Annotated in this window: 12 protein-coding genes; 7 read left to right on the top strand and 5 right to left on the bottom strand. The window is 72.5% G+C overall.

Going from position 1 to position 16,536, the window contains the following annotated elements; translation table 11 throughout:
- Positions 1 to 109: 109 nt before the first annotated feature.
- The 5 genes from ABD269_RS31530 (at position 110) to ABD269_RS31510 (ending at position 6,039) form a co-directional block, all read left to right on the top strand.
- Positions 110 to 1,810, top strand: a complete 1,701-nt coding sequence (locus ABD269_RS31530) for an APC family permease (protein WP_425573022.1) — start codon at positions 110 to 112, stop codon at positions 1,808 to 1,810.
- Between the two features lie 306 nt (positions 1,811 to 2,116).
- Positions 2,117 to 2,296 carry an SPOR domain-containing protein gene (locus ABD269_RS31525; RefSeq protein ID WP_116213683.1) on the top strand — a complete coding sequence of 60 codons (180 nt, stop codon included), beginning with the start codon at positions 2,117 to 2,119 and terminating at the stop codon, positions 2,294 to 2,296.
- Positions 2,297 to 2,324: 28 nt separating this feature from the next.
- Positions 2,325 to 2,723, top strand: coding sequence for a (deoxy)nucleoside triphosphate pyrophosphohydrolase (locus ABD269_RS31520; protein WP_344123440.1), 399 nt, complete (start codon positions 2,325 to 2,327; stop codon positions 2,721 to 2,723).
- A gap of 185 nt (positions 2,724 to 2,908) precedes the next feature.
- Positions 2,909 to 3,328 (top strand): ATP-binding protein, encoded by a 420-nt coding sequence (locus tag ABD269_RS31515; protein WP_301894341.1) that lies wholly within the window; start codon positions 2,909 to 2,911, stop codon positions 3,326 to 3,328.
- A 191-nt stretch (positions 3,329 to 3,519) separates the two neighbouring features.
- Entirely contained in the window at positions 3,520 to 6,039 is a 2,520-nt protein-coding gene (locus tag ABD269_RS31510) for a SpoIIE family protein phosphatase (RefSeq protein ID WP_301894340.1), read from the top strand.
- Positions 6,040 to 6,059: 20 nt separating this feature from the next.
- Here the strand turns inward: ABD269_RS31510 and ABD269_RS31505 are convergent, their stop codons facing one another.
- The 5 genes from ABD269_RS31505 to ABD269_RS31485 all read right to left on the bottom strand — a co-directional run bounded on the left by ABD269_RS31505 (position 6,060) and on the right by ABD269_RS31485 (position 12,064).
- Complete coding sequence (locus ABD269_RS31505; RefSeq protein WP_344123438.1) at positions 6,060 to 8,069, bottom strand: TPM domain-containing protein; 2,010 nt, start codon at positions 8,067 to 8,069, stop codon at positions 6,060 to 6,062.
- A gap of 89 nt (positions 8,070 to 8,158) precedes the next feature.
- Positions 8,159 to 8,926, bottom strand: coding sequence for a succinate dehydrogenase/fumarate reductase iron-sulfur subunit (locus ABD269_RS31500; protein WP_344123436.1), 768 nt, complete (start codon positions 8,924 to 8,926; stop codon positions 8,159 to 8,161).
- Positions 8,923 to 10,866, bottom strand: coding sequence for a fumarate reductase/succinate dehydrogenase flavoprotein subunit (locus ABD269_RS31495; protein WP_301892688.1), 1,944 nt, complete (start codon positions 10,864 to 10,866; stop codon positions 8,923 to 8,925). Before ABD269_RS31495 ends, ABD269_RS31500 begins: the two co-directional genes overlap by 4 nt.
- Positions 10,867 to 10,881: 15 nt before the next feature.
- On the bottom strand, positions 10,882 to 11,721 hold the full coding sequence (locus ABD269_RS31490; protein ID WP_301892686.1) for a hypothetical protein: 840 nt from the start codon (positions 11,719 to 11,721) through the stop codon (positions 10,882 to 10,884).
- Positions 11,722 to 11,779: 58 nt separating this feature from the next.
- Positions 11,780 to 12,064 carry a hypothetical protein gene (locus ABD269_RS31485; RefSeq protein ID WP_301892684.1) on the bottom strand — a complete coding sequence of 95 codons (285 nt, stop codon included), beginning with the start codon at positions 12,062 to 12,064 and terminating at the stop codon, positions 11,780 to 11,782.
- A 316-nt stretch (positions 12,065 to 12,380) separates the two neighbouring features.
- Here ABD269_RS31485 and ABD269_RS31480 point away from each other — a divergent pair, with 316 nt between their 5' ends.
- Positions 12,381 to 14,420: an ABC transporter family substrate-binding protein gene (locus ABD269_RS31480; RefSeq protein WP_344123432.1), complete on the top strand. Its 2,040-nt coding sequence runs from the start codon at positions 12,381 to 12,383 to the stop codon at positions 14,418 to 14,420.
- A 189-nt stretch (positions 14,421 to 14,609) separates the two neighbouring features.
- Positions 14,610 to 16,514, top strand: a complete 1,905-nt coding sequence (typA, locus tag ABD269_RS31475) for a translational GTPase TypA (RefSeq protein WP_116213692.1) — start codon at positions 14,610 to 14,612, stop codon at positions 16,512 to 16,514.
- The last annotated feature ends 22 nt before the right edge of the window (positions 16,515 to 16,536 follow it).

The following is a 16,536-nucleotide window of genomic DNA, read 5'->3' as shown; positions in this document are numbered from 1 at the left end:
GTGTACCGCTTTGCCCCGATAGGGCAGGGCGTTTTTTAGTGTTGCAAACCTCACATACGGCCAGGTCAGAGCCTTTTCGCGGAATGCAATCGTCCAAATCGCTCGTACGATGGCGCGGTTTGTGTCCTGCCCGTGGGGGAGAAGAAAGCAAAGGAGATCCGGGGCGTTGAGTACCGAGCAGGGTTCCCACTCCAACTACCGCCGGACCCTCGGTCCGGTGGCGTTGACCGCCGTCGGCCTCGGGTCGATCATCGGCTCCGGCTGGCTCTTCGGCGCCCAGCGGGCCGCGGCCATCGCCGGTCCCGCCGCGATCCTCGCCTGGGTCATAGGCGCGGCCGTCGCACTGACCATCGCGCTCACCTACAGCGAGCTCGGCGCGATGTTCCCCAAGGCCGGCGGCATGGTCCGCTACGGCCAGTACTCGCACGGCTCGCTCGCCGGCTACCTCGCCGCGTGGGCCAACTGGATCGCGATCGTCTCCGTCATCCCCGGTGAGGCGACCGCCTCCGTGCAGTACATGAGCTCCTGGAAGTGGAGCTGGGCCAAGGAGCTGTACGACGGCAAGGAGCTGACCGGCAGCGGTGTGGCGCTGGCCAGCGTCCTGCTGCTCTTCTACTTCTTCCTCAACTGGTTCGCGATCACGCTCTTCGCGAAGACCAACAACGCGATCACCGTGTTCAAGGTCGTCATCCCGGTCCTCACCGCGGGCGCCCTGATGTGGGCGCACTTCGACACCAAGAACATCGAGTCCGCGGGCGGCTTCACGCCGAACGGCTGGAGCTCCGTGTTCACCGCGGTCGCGCTCTCCGGCATCGTCTGGGCCTTCAACGGCTTCCAGTCCCCGCTGAACATGGCCGGCGAGGCCCGCAACCCGGGCAAGTCGCTGCCGAAGGCCGTCATCAGCTCGATCCTGATCGCGCTGGTCATCTACATCGCGCTCCAGATCGCCTTCCTGATGGCCGTGCCGTCGAGCGACCTCTCCACCCACGGCTGGGCGGACCTGGGCAAGATCTACAACTCGCCGCTCGCCGACCTGGCCGTCGCCTGGGGCCTGAACTGGCTCGCGATGCTGCTGTACGCGGACGCCTTCATCTCCCCGTCCGGCACGGGCATGATCTACGCCGCCACCACCTCGCGCATGATCCAGGGCGTGCAGGAGAACGGGCACCTGCCCGGCGTCTTCGGCAAGGTCGACAAGAAGACCGGCGTGCCGCGCCCGGCGCTGGTGCTCAACCTCGTCGTCGCGTTCATGTTCCTGGCCGTCTTCCGCGGCTGGGGCTCGCTCGCCGAGATCGTCTCGGTGGCCACCGTCATCTCGTACATCACCGGCCCCGTCGCCGTGATGTCGCTGCGCCGCATCGCGCCGGACCTCAAGCGCCCGGTCATGCTGAAGGCCATGCCGGTCATCGCCCCCGTCGCGATGATCTTCGGCTCGCTGGTCCTGTACTGGGCCCGCTGGCCGCTCACCGGCAAGGTCATCCTGATCATGGCCGTCGGCCTGCCGATCTGGGCCTGGTACGAGCTGCGCAAGCCGTGGGCCGAGCTCAAGCCGCACCTCAAGGCCGGCGTCTGGATGGTCGCGTACCTGCTGGTCATGGCCTTCGTGTCGTGGGCCGGTGGCACGGAGTTCGGCGGCAAGGGCTACCTGGCCCAGGGCTGGGACATCGCCGTCGTCGTGCTGCTCGCGCTCGGCTTCTACGTGTGGGGCGTCCGCAGCGCCTGGCGCAACCCCACCCTGGTCGAGACCGAGAAGGAGATGCTCGCCGCCGCCGAGCACGAGGAGGCCTCGCTCTCGGACGCCAAGGCGTAACTCCGCGAGAAGCGTCCCCGCAGGGGGCGGTCACGGGTCCACGACGGGCCCGTGGCCGCCCCCTGCGGCGTTCCGGGGGAGATCGGGCGGTGCGCGTGCGCATGCCGCGGGCAAGTCCGGGTAACGGCCAGGAGCGGCCTCGTGGACGCGGCGTGGGGGCGCGTGGCCAAATGCGTACCTCTTCGTGAAAAACCGTATCCGCTGAGTAAAGGTCGGGCGTAGGCTCGGGCATATGCGGACTGCGGTTTCTCCGGGAAACGCCAGACGGTATGCGCCGGTGGACACGGCAGCGGGAAGGCGGGGGCGATGACTGACAGCGGACCGGTCCTGCCGTGGCTGGTGATCCGCCAGGAGGGCAACGGCAACCGCTACCGCGTCGGGCGCTATGCCACGAAGACGGAGGCCGAGGAGGTCGCCGACCGGCTCGACGCGGGTGGCCGCCGACAGCTCTACGTCGTCGTGCGGGTGGGGCGCGCGGTCTCCTGACGCGAGCCCGGCGCATAGGCTGCACCCCATGACGACGGCGCGTGTGGTGGTGGGCGGAGCGGTGTTCGACCAGGGGCGGCTGCTCGCCGCGCGGCGCAGTGCGCCGCCCGAGCTGGCCGGTCGCTGGGAGCTGCCCGGAGGCAAGCTCGAACCCGGCGAGACGGCCGAGCAGGCGCTGGTCCGGGAGCTGCGCGAGGAGCTCGGCGTCGAGGTCGAGCCGCTGGAGCGGGTCGCGGGCGAGTGGCCCCTGCGGCCGCCGTTCGTGCTGCACGTGTGGACGGCGAAGCTCGTCTCGGGCACGGTGCGCGCCCTTCAGGACCACGACGAGGTGCGCTGGTTGACGCCCGACCGCGTCGACGAGGTCGACTGGCTGGACGAGGACCGGCCCGCCGTGGCGGCGGCCGTCCGCCTGCTCGTGGGCGCGTAGAGGTCGCTCACCGGGGCCCGGCGACCCTGACCGGGCCCGTCATCCGCCCGTCGCGCCGTACTCCATCCGTGTCACAGACCTCGCCCGCCGCCGCCAGGAAGATAGTCGGCCCGCCATATCGGGTATGTGCTGATTATTCGCCCCGAACCGGGGCAAGCCCGGTGGGGTTCGCAGCGGTCTGGGAAGTGATCGGCGTGAGCGACAGCGCAGGGACCCTGGCGTCCACGCCCGGATTCGCCGAGTGGAGCTTCCCCGCCGAGGCGGGCGCCGTGCGGACCGCTCGCACGCTCGTGCGCGACACCCTGCGCGACTGGGGCCTGGAGGCGGTCACCGATGTGACGGTGCTGCTGGTCAGCGAGCTGGTCACCAATTCTCTGCGGTACGCGAGCGGCCCCATCGGCGTACGCATGTACTCCCGCGCCGGTCCCGTCCTGCTCGTCGAGGTCTCCGACCCGCTGCCCGACCCGCCCCGGGAGCGCGCGGCCCACCCCGACGACGAGGGCGGACGCGGCCTGCAATTGGTGGCATGCGCATCACGCAGGTGGGGAACGCGCAGGGGAAACACCGGCAAGACCGTGTGGTTCGAGCTGGGCCTGCCCGGTTAGTAACCCCCTGGGGAGACATAGCGGGTTGAGACCGTGCTGTGATCGTGAAGTCCGTGTTCCGAGAGGCCCCGGTGCTGGATACTCGGGCTTCTGATGCCGGTGCGAGCACATGAGCCGGAGGGGACGGGCACGTGAGCGAAAAGCCAGCGGGTACGGCGAGCGGTACGCCGGAGGGAACACAGGCCACCGCGATGTGGCAGAACAGCCCGCCGGGATCCCTCTACGACTACATCCGCGTGGCCTCGTTCTCCCTGGGCGCCGACGGGCGCATCCAGCAGTGGAGCGAGCGCGCGGCGGAGCTCTTCGGAATAGCGGCCCGGCACGCCGTCGGCAAGGACCCCTTGGAGATCTTCGCCCCCGCCGCGCCGGGGGCGAAGCGAGGTCCGGACCCCGCCGCCGCCCCGTTCCTCGGCGAGGGCGGGCTCGACGGCCGGGAGTGGACGGGCATCGTGCCCTATCCACGCGGCGAACGGTCACCGGGGCTGGCCGAGATCTATGTGATGCCCACCCAGGACGAGGACGGCGGGCGCGGCGCGCTCTGCGTGGCCGTGGACGCCCGGGCGCTGCGGGGAATAGAGACCGACATCGCGGCCTCCGAGGCCGTTTTCGGCCAATCTCCCCTGGGGTTCTTCTTCTTCGGCACGGACCTGACCCTGCTCCGCGTCAACGAGAGCTTCGCCCAGACCTTCGGCCGCCCCGCCGCCTGGCACCGCGGCCGCACCCCGCACGACTTCCTGCCCCGCGGCGAGGCCGAGCGGCTGACCGCGGCGCTGCGCCAGGTCCTCGACACCGGGCGGCCGGTGTCCGACGTCCAGCTCGTGGGGCCGGTGCCCGGCCAGAGCGAGCGCCGCCGCTGGTCCGTCTCGCTCTACCGGCTGCACAGCGGCAGCGGGCGGCCCATCGGGGTGGCCGCGCTCGCCACCGACGTCACCGGGCGCCGCCGCGCGGAGCGGGAGGCCGCGGGCGTGCGCCGCAACCTCGCGCTGCTCAACGAGGCGGGCGCGCGCATCGGCAACTCCCTGGACCTGGAGACCACCGCCCGGGAGCTGCTGGACGTCGCCGTGCCCCAGTTCTGCGACCTCGCCTCCGTCGACCTCTACCAGGGGCTGCTCGCCGGTGACGAGGCGCCGCCCGGCCTCGCCGACGGCAGCGGCGAGCTGCGGCGCGTCGCCTACGCCAGCGCGGTCTCCGGCGTGCCCGTCGACGGCGCCGACAAGCCCGTACAGGTCGGCGAGGTGCACCGCTACGCCTTCCACTCGCCCTACGCCGGGGCGCTGCGCACCGCGCAGGTGCAGGTGGTCCCCAGCCGCGAGCGCGAGGACGGCCCGGAGCTGGGCGCGGTCGTGCAGTCGACGCTCGCGGTGCCGATGGTCGCCCGGGACACGGTGGTCGGGCTGGCGCGGTTCTCCCGTACGAAGGGCAGCGAGCCGTTCGGGGAGCGCGACACCGCGCTCGCCGTGGAGCTCGCGGCGCGCGCCGCGGTCTGCATCGACAACGCCTGGCTCTACCGGCGCGAGCACGAGCGCGCGCTGATCCTCCAGCGCAGCCTGCTGCCCCCGGGCGACCCCGACGCCGCCGGGCTGGAGATCGCCTGCCGCTATCTCCCGGCCAACGCGGCCACCGAGGTGGGCGGCGACTGGTTCGACGTCATCGAGCTGCCCGGCCACCGCACCGCCCTGGTCGTCGGCGACGTCATGGGTCGCGGGCTGCGGGCCGCCGTCGCCATGGGCGAACTCCGCACGGCCGTACGGACCCTGGCCATGCTCGACCTGGAGCCCGCCGAGGTGCTCTCCGCGCTCGACGAGATCGCCCACGGCCTCGGCCGGCCGGGCGGCAAGCAGTCGGCGTCGCGGGGCGTGCGCGGCGGCGTGCGGGCGGCCGACCTCTCCGAGGTCTATCTGGCCACGTGCGTCTACGCGGTCTACGACCCGGTCACCCGGCGCTGTACGGTCGCCAACGCCGGGCACCTGCCGCCGGTCCTCGTCGAGGCGGGCGAGCCCGCGCTCCTGCTGGACGTGCCGCCCGGCATGCCGCTGGGCGTCGGCGGCGAGCCCTTCGAGCAGGTGGAGATCGACCTGCCGGACCGGGCCCTGCTCGTCCTCTACACCGACGGCCTCGTGGAGTCCCGCGACCACCCGCTGGACGAGGGCCTGGAGGCGTTCCGCGACGCCCTCACCGACCCCTCGCGCCCGCTGGAGGACGTCTGCGACCACGTACTCGGCGCGCTGGACACCCACCACGGCGAGGACGACATCGCGCTGCTCATGGCGCGGCTGCGGGGCCTGCCCGCGGACTGCGTCGGCGACTGGACGCTCCCGCCCGACGCCCGCTCCGTGGCCCGGGCCCGTGAACTGGCGCGCGAGCAGCTGCTCTCCTGGGGCCTGGAGAGCCTCGTGGACACCACGGAACTGCTGGTCAGTGAGCTGGCCACCAACGCACTGCGGTACGGCGAGGGCGAGATCCGGCTGCGGCTGCTCCTCGACCGGACGCTGGTGTGCGAGGTCTGGGACGGCGGGCTGGTCCAGCCCCGGCGGCGCCGGGCGCGCGACACCGACGAAGGGGGGCGCGGACTCCAGCTCGTGGGGCTGCTCAGCTCGGCGTGGGGCAGCCGGCGCACGCCGCACGGGAAGACGGTGTGGTTCGAACTGGCCCTGCCCGACGGCGACACCCCCACGCCGGACGCGGTGGAGGCGCTGATGAGCCTGTACTGACCGGTGCTCGCCCGGGCCCCTCAGTCCGCCGCCAGACGGCCCCTCGTCGCGCCGCCGCCGAACGTCGCGGGGAGGAGGCCCGTCAGGATGATGCCGCCCAGCAGCGCCCCGCACAGGGCCCGCGCGGGGTGGGGGGTGTGCGGGTCGTACGGGGTGGCGTAGTCGGCGACGTCGTGTTCGGCGAGCGCGCGGGCCTGGCGGGCCAGGGAGTCCGCGTCGCCCGTCGCGTGGAGGACCGCCCGGCCGCCCACGGGCACCAGGGCGCGGGCCACGGTCAGATGGCGTTCCGCCTCGGCCAGCCGGGTGCGGGCGCGGCAGCCGATCGCGCCCCGGTGGGTGCTGATGAAGTCCCGCGCCGCCGCCACCTCGCCCCGCGCGGCGTCCAGAGCCCGCTCCACGCGCCGCCGGGCGCGCCCCTCGTCGGCGTGGTCCCCGGCCTCCGCGTCGAGGACGGCGGCCGTCTCCTGCAGGCGCCGCAGCACCGCCCGGGGGTCGTAGCGCCCGCCCGCGATCTCCCGGTGGGCCGCCACGAGGGCGGCTTCGGCGGCCGCCACCCGCTCGGCGTCCGCGGTGCCCGCGGTCCGGGCGGCCAGGAGGCTCGCCTCCGCGTCGGCCAGGGCGACCGGCAGCCGGGCGGCCGTGCCGGTGAGCTCGCGGGCCCGGCGCAGCGCGGACGTGGTGAGCGTGCGGGCCTGCGCGAGGGCGGCCTCGGCGGCGCGCAGGGAGATCGCCGCGCCGTCCGTGTCACCCTCCGCGAGGGCGCGCCGGGCCTCCGCCAGGCCCGCCGTGGCGAAGGCGAGGCGGTCGCGGGCCTCGGCGGGGTGCCGGGCCACGGGGGAGAGCGCGGTCCCCGCGCAGCAGTCGGCGAGAGCGGCCAGCGCGGCCTCCGCTGTGTCGACGCGCGGCCCGAGCGCCCGCGCGGTGCCCTCGGCGTGCTCCAGGATGCCGGTGGCGTTGACCTTCAGGGCCCGCAGCCGGTCGAAGGCCGCGGACTCCGCGTCCAGCCTGCGGTTGGCGCTGGTGCAGTGCGAGCAGATCTCGTCCAGGGTGCGGCGGCGGATCTCCTCGTCCTCGTACGGGGCGTCGTCCAGGCCCTGCCGCAGCCGGAAGGCGTGGGCGAGTTCGCTCTTCGCATAGGAGACGGCCTCGGCGAAGGGGCGGGTGGCAGACTTGCCCAACTGTGCGGTCGTGAAGAGGAGTTCCTCGGCGCTCGTACGCACCGCGTCGTCGGTCTCGACGAGGTTCCGCGCGGCCTCGGCCTCCAGCGCGGGCAACGGCGTGAGCGGCTGGGCCATCCGGGCGAGGCCGGGCGGGGTCGAGGTGGCGACGGTGGGCCGCTCCCGCCGGGCGGCGCGGCGGCCGGCCGCCCGGCGGGAGCAGAAGCAGAGATAGAGCCCGGTCAGCAGGGCCAGGACGGCCACGGTCACCGGCAGCCAGACCCGGCGGTGGCCCGGCACCAGCCCGTCGCCGCCCGGGTCGCTGCTGCCGGGCGAGATCGCGGGGAGCTGGACCGGCTTGCCCTGGAGCACGGCGCCGTAGCCCTCGGCGGCGCCGATGGCGGCGCCCGCCCAGTCGTGCTGGGCCAGGGCGGGCGCGATGGCGGTGCCGGCGACGGTCCTCAGCTGATCCTGGCGGAAGCCGGAGTCCGTGGCGGCGGAGACCGCGTACTGCTGCTCGTGGGTGGCGATGGCGAGCAGCACGTCGTGGGGGCCGAGGCCGTTGCGGTCGGCGGTGGCGTTCGCCCAGTCGTGCCCGGAGCGGCCGGAGAAGTCGCGCACATAGGTGACGTACAGCTGGATGTGGTGGGCGGCGTGGAGCCGGTTCAGGGCGCTGGTGACCTGCGCGCGGCGCTGCCCGAGGGCGCCGACGGTGTCGGTGATCCGGCCGCCGGTGTCCAGGTCGAGGGGCGTGTCGGCACGGGAGGGCGGGGCCGGGACCAGGAGCGCGCACAGCGCCAGGAGGGCGAGGGGGGCCCTGACCCTGGCCCGGCCCGGCGCCCCCGGCCCGTACCGCCTGGAAAGCCGTGTCACATTTGGGAGCGTATGGCGGTACTGCCCGACTCGCTACCGGGAGCTCGGAGCCCTCCACGGAGCGTATTCGCGCCCGGCTTGCGCCGGGCTCACTCCCCGCGGCGCCGGATCTTGTTGCCGAGCCACACCAGCGGGTCGTACTTACGGTCGGCGGCCCGCTCCTTGAGGGGGATCAGCGCGTTGTCGGTGATCTTGATGTGTTCGGGGCAGACCTCCGTGCAGCACTTGGTGATATTGCAGTAGCCCAGCCCGTGCTCGTCCTGCGCGGTGCGCTTGCGGTCGATGCCCGCCCCGTCCGCCGAGTCCAGGGGGTGCATGTCCAGCTCGGCGACGCGCATCAGGAAGCGGGGCCCGGCGAAGGCGGTCTTGTTCTCCTCGTGGTCGCGCACCACATGGCAGGTGTCCTGACACAGGAAGCACTCGATGCACTTGCGGAACTCCTGCGACCGGCTGACGTCCTCCTGCTTCATCCGGTAGTCCCCGGGCGCCACCCCCGGCGGGGGTACGAACGCGGGCACCTCGCGCGCCTTCGCGTAGTTGAAGGACACGTCCGTCACCAGGTCCCGCAGCACCGGGAAGGCCCGCATCGGGGTGACCGTCACCGTCTCGTCCGGGTCGAGGGACGACATCCGGGTCATGCACATCAGCCGCGGCCGGCCGTTGATCTCCGCGCTGCACGAACCGCACTTGCCCGCCTTGCAGTTCCACCGGACGGCCAGGTCGGCGGCCTCGGTGGCCTGGAGCCGGTGGATGACGTCGAGGACCACCTCGCCCTCGTGGACGGCCACGGTGTAGTCGACGAGACCCCCGCCGTCCGCGTCGCCCCGCCAGACCCGGAAATGGGCGTCGTAGCTCAAGTCGTCAGCTCCTCGTCCGTCAGGTACTTCACCAGCTCGTCCTTCTCGAAGAGGGCCAGCAGGTCGCCGCGGATCGGCGGCATCTCGCGGTGCGCCACCCGTACAAGCCCCAGCAGGGGGTCGGCCGCCGCGGAACCCGGGCTCTCCTCCGACAGCCGGCACACGAGGTTCACCCGCCGCCACTGCCGGTCCATCGCCGGGTGGTCGTCGCGGGTGTGCCCGCCCCGGCTCTCGGTGCGCTCCAGGGCCGCGCGCGCCACGCACTCGCTGACCAGCAGCATGTTCCGCAGGTCAAGGGCGAGGTGCCAGCCGGGGTTGAACTGCCGGTGGCCCTCCACCCCCGCCCGCCGCGAGCGCTCCCGCAGCGCCGCCAGCCGGCGCAGCGCCTCCGACATCTCGGGGCCCTTGCGGATGATGCCCACCAGGTCGTTCATCGACTGCTGGAGCTCCTGGTGGAGGGTGTACGGATTCTCCGCCGCGCCCTGCGAGACGGCCGGGTCGCCGCCCTCCGCGCCGAACGGGCGCAGCGCCTCCGCCTCGGCCGCCTCGATGTCGGCGTCGGCCACGGCCGGCCGGTCCGCCGCCGCGAGCCCCGCCGCGTACCGGGCGGCGTGCAGCCCGGCCCGCCGTCCGAAGACCAGCAGGTCGGAGAGGGAGTTGCCGCCCAGCCGGTTGGAGCCGTGCATGCCGCCCGCGACCTCGCCCGCGGCGAAGAGGCCGGGCACGCCGACCGCCGCGGCCGTGTCCGGGTCGACGTCCACCCCGCCCATCACGTAGTGGCAGGTGGGCCCGACCTCCATCGGCTCTGCGGTGATGTCCACGTCCGCCAGCTCCTTGAACTGGTGGTGCATGGAGGGGAGCCTGCGGCGGATCTCCTCGGCGGGCAGCCTGCTGGAGATGTCCAGGAAGACCCCGCCGTGCGGGCTGCCGCGGCCCGCCTTCACCTCGGAGTTGATGGCGCGGGCCACCTCGTCGCGGGGGAGCAGCTCGGGCGGGCGGCGGTTGTGGTCGGGGTCCTCGTACCAGCGGTCGCCCTCGGCCTCGGACTCGGCGTACTTCTCCTTGAAGACGTCCGGGACGTAGTCGAACATGAACCGCTTGCCGTCGCTGTTGCGCAGCACCCCGCCGTCGCCGCGCACGGACTCGGTGACCAGGATGCCCTTGACGGACGGCGGCCAGACCATGCCGGTCGGGTGGAACTGCACGAACTCCATGTTGATCAGCGACGCCCCGGCCAGCAGCGCGAGCGCGTGCCCGTCGCCGGTGTACTCCCAGGAGTTGGACGTCACCTTGAAGGACTTGCCGATGCCGCCGGTGGCCAGCACCACGGCGGGCGCCTCGATGGTGAAGAAGCGGCCGGACTCGCGCTCGTAGCCGAAGACGCCGGAGATCCGGTCGCCGCTCTTGAGCAGGCGGGTGACCGTGTACTCCTGGAAGACCTTCAGCCGGGACTCGTGGTCGCCGGTCTCCCGGTGGTCCTCCTGCTGGAGCGAGACGATCTTCTGCTGGAGGGTGCGGATCAGCTCCAGGCCCGTGCGGTCGCCGACGTGCGCAAGCCGCGGGTACTCGTGGCCGCCGAAGTTGCGCTGCGAGATCCGCCCGTCGGGGGTGCGGTCGAAGAGCGCGCCCCAGGTCTCCAGCTCCCAGACCCGCTCGGGCGCCTCCTGGGCGTGCAGCTCGGCCATCCGCCACTGGTTGAGGAATTTGCCGCCGCGCATGGTGTCGCGGAAGTGGACCTGCCAGTTGTCGCCCTGGTTGACGTTGCCCATGCTGGCGGCGATGCCGCCCTCGGCCATGACCGTATGGGCCTTGCCGAACAGGGACTTGCAGATCACCGCGCAGCGCAGGCCCTGCTCCCGGGCCTCGATGGCGGCCCGCAGCCCCGCTCCTCCGGCACCGACCACGACCACGTCCCAGGATTGCCGGGCCGTACGCGACATCAAGATTGCCCCTCTCTAGAAAAAGCGCGGATCGTCGAAGGCGCCGCTGGCGACGAGATAGACGTAGAAGTCGGCGACCCCCACGCTGACCAGCGAGGCCCAGGCCAGCTGCATGTGACGGGCGTTGAGCGCGCTGACCCAGCCCCACATGCGGTAGCGCACCGGGTGCCGGGAGAAATTGCGCAGCCGGCCGCCGACGATGTGCCGGCACGAGTGGCAGGAGAGGGTGTACGCCCAGATCAGGGCGATATTGGCGAGCAGCACAAGCGTGCCGAGCCCCATGTGACCCCACTCGCCCCGCGCGTTGCGGAAGCCGAGCACCGCGTCATAGGTGAGGATGCCCGCGACGATCACCGCGAAGTAGAAGAAGTAGCGGTGGACGTTCTGCAGGATCAGCGGGAAGCGGGTCTCCCCGCTGTACTTCCTGTGCGGCTCGGCGACCGCGCAGGCCGGGGGCGAGGCCCAGAAGCCGCGGTAGTACGCCTTGCGGTAGTAGTAGCAGGTCAGCCGGAAGCCCAGCGGGAAGATCAGGACCAGCAGGGCCGGTGACAGCCCCCACCAGGAGCCGAAGAGGCCCCAGTCCGCGCCGTCCTTCATGGGGACGCAGTTCTTCGCGATGCAGGGGGAGTAGAACGGGGAGACGTACGGGGCGGCGTAGTAGTCGCCGTTGGCGAAGGCCCGCCAGGTGGAGTAGACGACGAACGCCAATAGCCCGGCGGCCGTGGCCGCGGGGGCGAGCCACCACCGGTCGGTGCGCAGGTGGCGGGCGGCGATCGCGGCGCGCGACGCGTGGTGCACACCGCCGGGGGCCGGGCTGGGGGCGGTGCCTGTCCGGGGATCGGTTCCAGTGGCCAAGTGGGACTCCGGGGAGGAGTGGGTGGTGGTCGGTCTCTCGCCGCGCTGCCCGGGGGTGTCAGGGGGCGTGCCGGTCGCGGGCCCCGAGCCCCTCCTCGTCCGCGTCCTTCCACAGAGAGGCGTCGTACGGGGCGTCGGGGACCTGCACCGGTTCGGGGCGAGGCTGGTCGGCGGGGTGGGCGGTGCGCAGGAGCGTGACGCTCTCGCGCAGGTGGGCGGCGTCGGTGCGCACGCGTCGCAGCTCCAGGTCCCTGGCGCCCAGGAGGGGTTCGAGGCGGGCGAGCGCCCGGCCGAGGTCGTCCAGGCAGCGCTGGACTGCCGTCACTTCATCGTTCAGGGACATGGGTCCTGCCCTCACTTCCGCGTCGGCGGTTGCGGGTGGCGACGGTGTTGCGACAGCGAGTGTCGCGCGTCACACCCCTCCGGGGGAAGATAGCGTTCGCGATCGCGCCGTCGGGGGAGGCTGGGGGCGCGTTCCGCCCGTGCCAGGGGCCCGCGGCACCGTTCGCCCACGTGGGTGGCGTACGGACCGGCGGCGCCGTGTCGGCGCTCCTGTGCCATGCCCGTCGCCTTCAGTGGTTGTCGGTAGATGCGATCAACCGCGCATTGCGCCGATCGAGCACCATCCGGCAGCCAGCCCCGTCCGGCGGAGGTATCCCATGGCACCCCTCTCGGCCCCCCTCTCGACCCTGGCCCGGTCCCGTACGGGCCGCTCCGCCGTGCTGCTCGCCGCGGGCGTCCTGCTCCCGCTGCCCGTCCTGGCCGGCTGCGGCGGCGCGGACCACGACGGCGCCGAGGGCTCCGTCACCCCTCCGGACATCGCCGCCGCCCCCCGCGCCAAGGTCGCCGACCGCGGCACCCTGCGCTGGGCGGTGGACGCCCTGCCCGCGACCTTCAACGCCTTCCAGGCCGACGCCGACACCGCCACCCAGCGGGTCGCGGGCGCGACGCTGCCCGCCCTGTTCACCATGGACCGGAGCGGGCGGCCGCAGCGCAACCCCGACTACCTGACGGCCGCCACCGTCGTCGAGCGCGAGCCCCGGCAGGTCGTCGTCTACAAGCTCAACCCCAAGGCGGCCTGGAGCGACGGAAAGGCCCTGTCCGCCGCCGACTTCGAGGCCCAGTGGAAGGCGCTGCGCGGCAAGGACAGCGCGTACTGGACGGCGCGCAACGCGGGCTACGACCGCATCGACCGGATCGAGCGGGGCGCGAACGCCCAGGAGGTCAAGGTCACCTTCGCCAAGCCCTTCGTCGACTGGGCCTCGCTCTTCACCCCGCTCTACCCGAGGTCCGTGATGGGCAGCCCGGGCGGCTTCAACGACAGCGCCCGCAACGAACTGAAGGTCTCCGCGGGCCCCTTCCGGGTCGACTCCCGCGACAAGGACGAGGGCACCCTCACGCTCGTGCGCGACCCGAAGTGGTGGGGCGACCGGGCCAAGCTCGACCGCCTCGTGCTGCGGGCCGTGCCGCCCGGCGAGCGGGCCGACGCGCTGGCCGACGGCAAGCTCGACCTCGCCGAGGTGAACCCGTCCGTCGCGAACCGCATCATCGCCGCGAACAAGCCCCTGAAGAAGGGGGAGGGGGAGAAGGGGAACAGGGCCGTGGTGGGCAGGCCCCCCGAGGCGGAGGCGCTGCGCGGGCTGGCCGTCCGCAGGTCCCTGGAGCCCGCCTACACCCAGCTCGCCCTCAACGGCGCCTCCGGCCCGCTGGCCGACGAGCGGGTCCGCCGCGCGGTGGCCCGCGCCATCGACCGCAAGGACCTCGCCGAGTCGGTGCTGGCGCCGCTCGGGCTGCCCGCCGCCCCGCTCGGCAGCCACCTCTTCATGGCAGGCCAGCAGGGGTACGAGGACAACAGCGACGCCATCGGCGGGCCCGACCCCAAGGCCGCCGAGGCACTGCTCGCGGACGCGGGCTGGCAGGAGAAGGGCTCCCGCGGCTCCGCGCTGGCGAGGAGGCAGGCGGAAGCGGACAAGGCGGGCCGTCCCGGCCGCGACACCGACCCGGCCGAGGACGAGGAGGGCACCCGGACCACCGACGAACCGGGCGCGGACGCCGCCGAGGAGTCGGCCGCGGAGCGGCAGGAGCGCGAGGAGCGCACCGGGCAGCCGGGGGACGTCGACGAGAAGGGCTCCCGCGACACCGGCGGCAAGGCGGCCGCGGCCCCGGTCCGGATGAAGGACGGCAAGAAGCTCACCCTCCGCTTCATCCTGCCGGAGGGCTCGGGCGCCGAGCCGGTACGGGCCGTCGGCGAGCGCATCGCCCAGCGCCTGGAGGCGGTCGGCATCCGCACCGACATCACCAAGGTCGGCGACTCGGGCTACTTCAAGGACCACATCGCCGCGGGCGCCTACGACCTCGCGCTCTACTCCTGGCCCGCCACCGCCTTCCCCGCGACCGACGCCCGGCCCGTCTTCGCCAAGCCGCAGCCCGCGGCCGACGGCTCGCTGCTGGTGGAACAGAACTACACCCGGGTCGGCACGGACCAGATCGACCAGCTCTTCGAGCAGGCGTCGACCGAGCTGGACCCGGACGTCTCCCGCGAGCTCGTGGACCGCGCGGACGCCCGGATCTGGGCGGCGGCCGGCTCGATCCCGCTCTACCAGCGCCCCGAGCTGGTCGCCGCCCGCGACACCGTGGCCAACGCCGGAGCGTTCGGCTTCGCCACTCCGCGGTACCAGGACCTGGGCTTCCGGGGCTGAGCGGGCTCGATTCCGGCCAGGTTCAAAGAATAAGAGCAGGTCAGAGTACTCGTACGCATCCCCGGGCCGCCGAAGTCGGCCCGGGCCCGTACCATGGAGGCTGAGAGGCCGTGGCGTGTTCTGCCCGGCAGGCACGCGTACCGGACCGTACGCGTCGCCATCCACGATTCCGGGAGAAGCGCCGCAAGTATGCCCACCCGCCACGATATCCGTAACGTCGCCATCGTCGCCCACGTCGACCACGGCAAGACGACCATCGTCGACGCCATGCTCAAGCAGGCCGGCGCCTTCGCCGCGCACCAGCTCGAGTCCGTCGACGACCGCGTCATGGACTCGAACGACCTGGAGCGTGAGAAGGGCATCACGATCCTCGCCAAGAACACGGCGGTGAAGTATCACCCCAAGGACGGCGGGGACCCGATCACGATCAACATCATCGACACCCCCGGCCACGCCGACTTCGGTGGCGAGGTCGAGCGCGGTCTGTCGATGGTGGACGCGGTCGTGCTGCTGGTGGACGCCTCCGAGGGTCCGCTGCCCCAGACCCGCTTCGTGCTGCGCAAGGCGCTCGCCAAGCGCATGCCGGTCATCCTGTGCATCAACAAGACGGACCGTCCGGACTCCCGCATCGACGAGGTCGTCAACGAGACGTACGACCTCTTCCTCGACCTGGACGCGGACGAGGACCAGATCGAGTTCCCGATCGTCTACGCCTGCGGCCGTGACGGCGTCGCGTCGCTGACCAAGCCGGAGGACGGCACCGTCCCCGCGGACAGCACCAACCTGGAGCCGTTCTTCTCCACCATCCTGGAGCACGTCCCGGCCCCGACGTTCGAGGAGGAGGCGCCGCTCCAGGCGCACGTCACCAACCTCGACGCCGACAACTTCCTCGGCCGCATCGCGCTGCTCCGCGTCGAGCAGGGCGAGCTGCGCAAGGGCCAGACCGTCGCGTGGATCAAGCGTGACGGCACGACGTCCAACGTCCGCATCACCGAGCTGATGATGACCGAGGCCCTCACCCGCAAGCCCGCCGAGGTGGCCGGCCCCGGTGACATCTGCGCCGTCGCCGGTATCCCCGACATCATGATCGGCGAGACCCTGGCCGACCCGGAGAACCCGATCGCGCTGCCGCTGATCACGGTCGACGAGCCGGCGATCTCCATGACCATCGGCACCAACACCTCGCCGCTGGTCGGCCGCGGTGGCACGGGCAAGGGCGCGGACGCCAAGTCCGCGGTCAAGGACCGCAAGGTCACCGCCCGCCAGGTCAAGGACCGCCTCGACCGCGAGCTGGTCGGTAACGTCTCGCTGCGCGTCCTGGACACCGAGCGCCCCGACGCCTGGGAGGTGCAGGGCCGCGGTGAGCTGGCGCTGGCCATCCTGGTCGAGCAGATGCGCCGCGAGGGCTTCGAGATGACCATCGGCAAGCCGCAGGTCGTCACCAAGCAGGTCGACGGCAAGACCTACGAGCCGGTCGAGCGCCTCACGGTCGACGTGCCCGAGGAGCACATGGGCGCCGTCACCCAGCTCATGGGCACCCGCAAGGGCCGCATGGACAACATGTCCAACCACGGCTCCGGCTGGGTCCGCATGGAGTTCGTCGTCCCGTCCCGCGGCCTGATCGGCTTCCGTACGGAGTTCCTGACGAACACCCGCGGCACCGGCATCGCCCACTCCATCCACGAGGGCCACGAGCCGTGGTTCGGCGAGCTGAAGACCCGTAACAACGGCTCCCTGGTCGCCGACCGCGCCGGTGCCGTCACCGCCTTCGCGATGACGAACCTCCAGGAGCGCGGCGTCCTCTTCACCGACCCGGGCACCGAGGTCTACGAGGGCATGATCGTCGGCGAGAACTCCCGCGCCGACGACATGGACGTCAACATCACCAAGGAGAAGAAGCTCACCAACATGCGCTCCTCCTCCGCCGACTCCTTCGAGGCGATCGTCCCGCCGCGCAAGCTGTCGCTGGAGCAGTCCCTGGAGTTCTGCCGCGACGACGAGTGCGTCGAGGTGACCCCGGAGGCCGTCCGCATCCGCAAGGTCGTCCTGGACCAGAAGGAGCGCGGCCGCACGGCTTCCCGCGCCAAGCGCTGACGCCGCTCCGCCGGTTCACCGA

It is taken from the genome of Streptomyces blastmyceticus (assembly GCF_039521185.1).
Taxonomy (GTDB): domain Bacteria; phylum Actinomycetota; class Actinomycetes; order Streptomycetales; family Streptomycetaceae; genus Streptomyces; species Streptomyces blastmyceticus.
This window is presented reverse-complemented; position numbering and strand designations above follow the sequence as displayed.

What these genes read in the sequence shown, in the direction of transcription:
- ABD269_RS31530 (WP_425573022.1), top strand. Translation starts at nt 110, where the DNA reads ATGGCGCGGTTTGTGTCCTGCCCGTGGGGGAGAAGAAAGCAAAGGAGA.
- ABD269_RS31525 (WP_116213683.1), top strand. Translation starts at nt 2,117, where the DNA reads ATGACTGACAGCGGACCGGTCCTGCCGTGGCTGGTGATCCGCCAGGAG.
- ABD269_RS31520 (WP_344123440.1), top strand. Translation starts at nt 2,325, where the DNA reads ATGACGACGGCGCGTGTGGTGGTGGGCGGAGCGGTGTTCGACCAGGGG.
- ABD269_RS31510 (WP_301894340.1), top strand. Translation starts at nt 3,520, where the DNA reads ATGTGGCAGAACAGCCCGCCGGGATCCCTCTACGACTACATCCGCGTG.
- ABD269_RS31495 (WP_301892688.1), bottom strand. Translation starts at nt 10,866, where the DNA reads ATGTCGCGTACGGCCCGGCAATCCTGGGACGTGGTCGTGGTCGGTGCC.
- ABD269_RS31485 (WP_301892684.1), bottom strand. Translation starts at nt 12,064, where the DNA reads ATGTCCCTGAACGATGAAGTGACGGCAGTCCAGCGCTGCCTGGACGAC.
- ABD269_RS31480 (WP_344123432.1), top strand. Translation starts at nt 12,381, where the DNA reads ATGGCACCCCTCTCGGCCCCCCTCTCGACCCTGGCCCGGTCCCGTACG.
- typA (WP_116213692.1), top strand. Translation starts at nt 14,610, where the DNA reads ATGCCCACCCGCCACGATATCCGTAACGTCGCCATCGTCGCCCACGTC.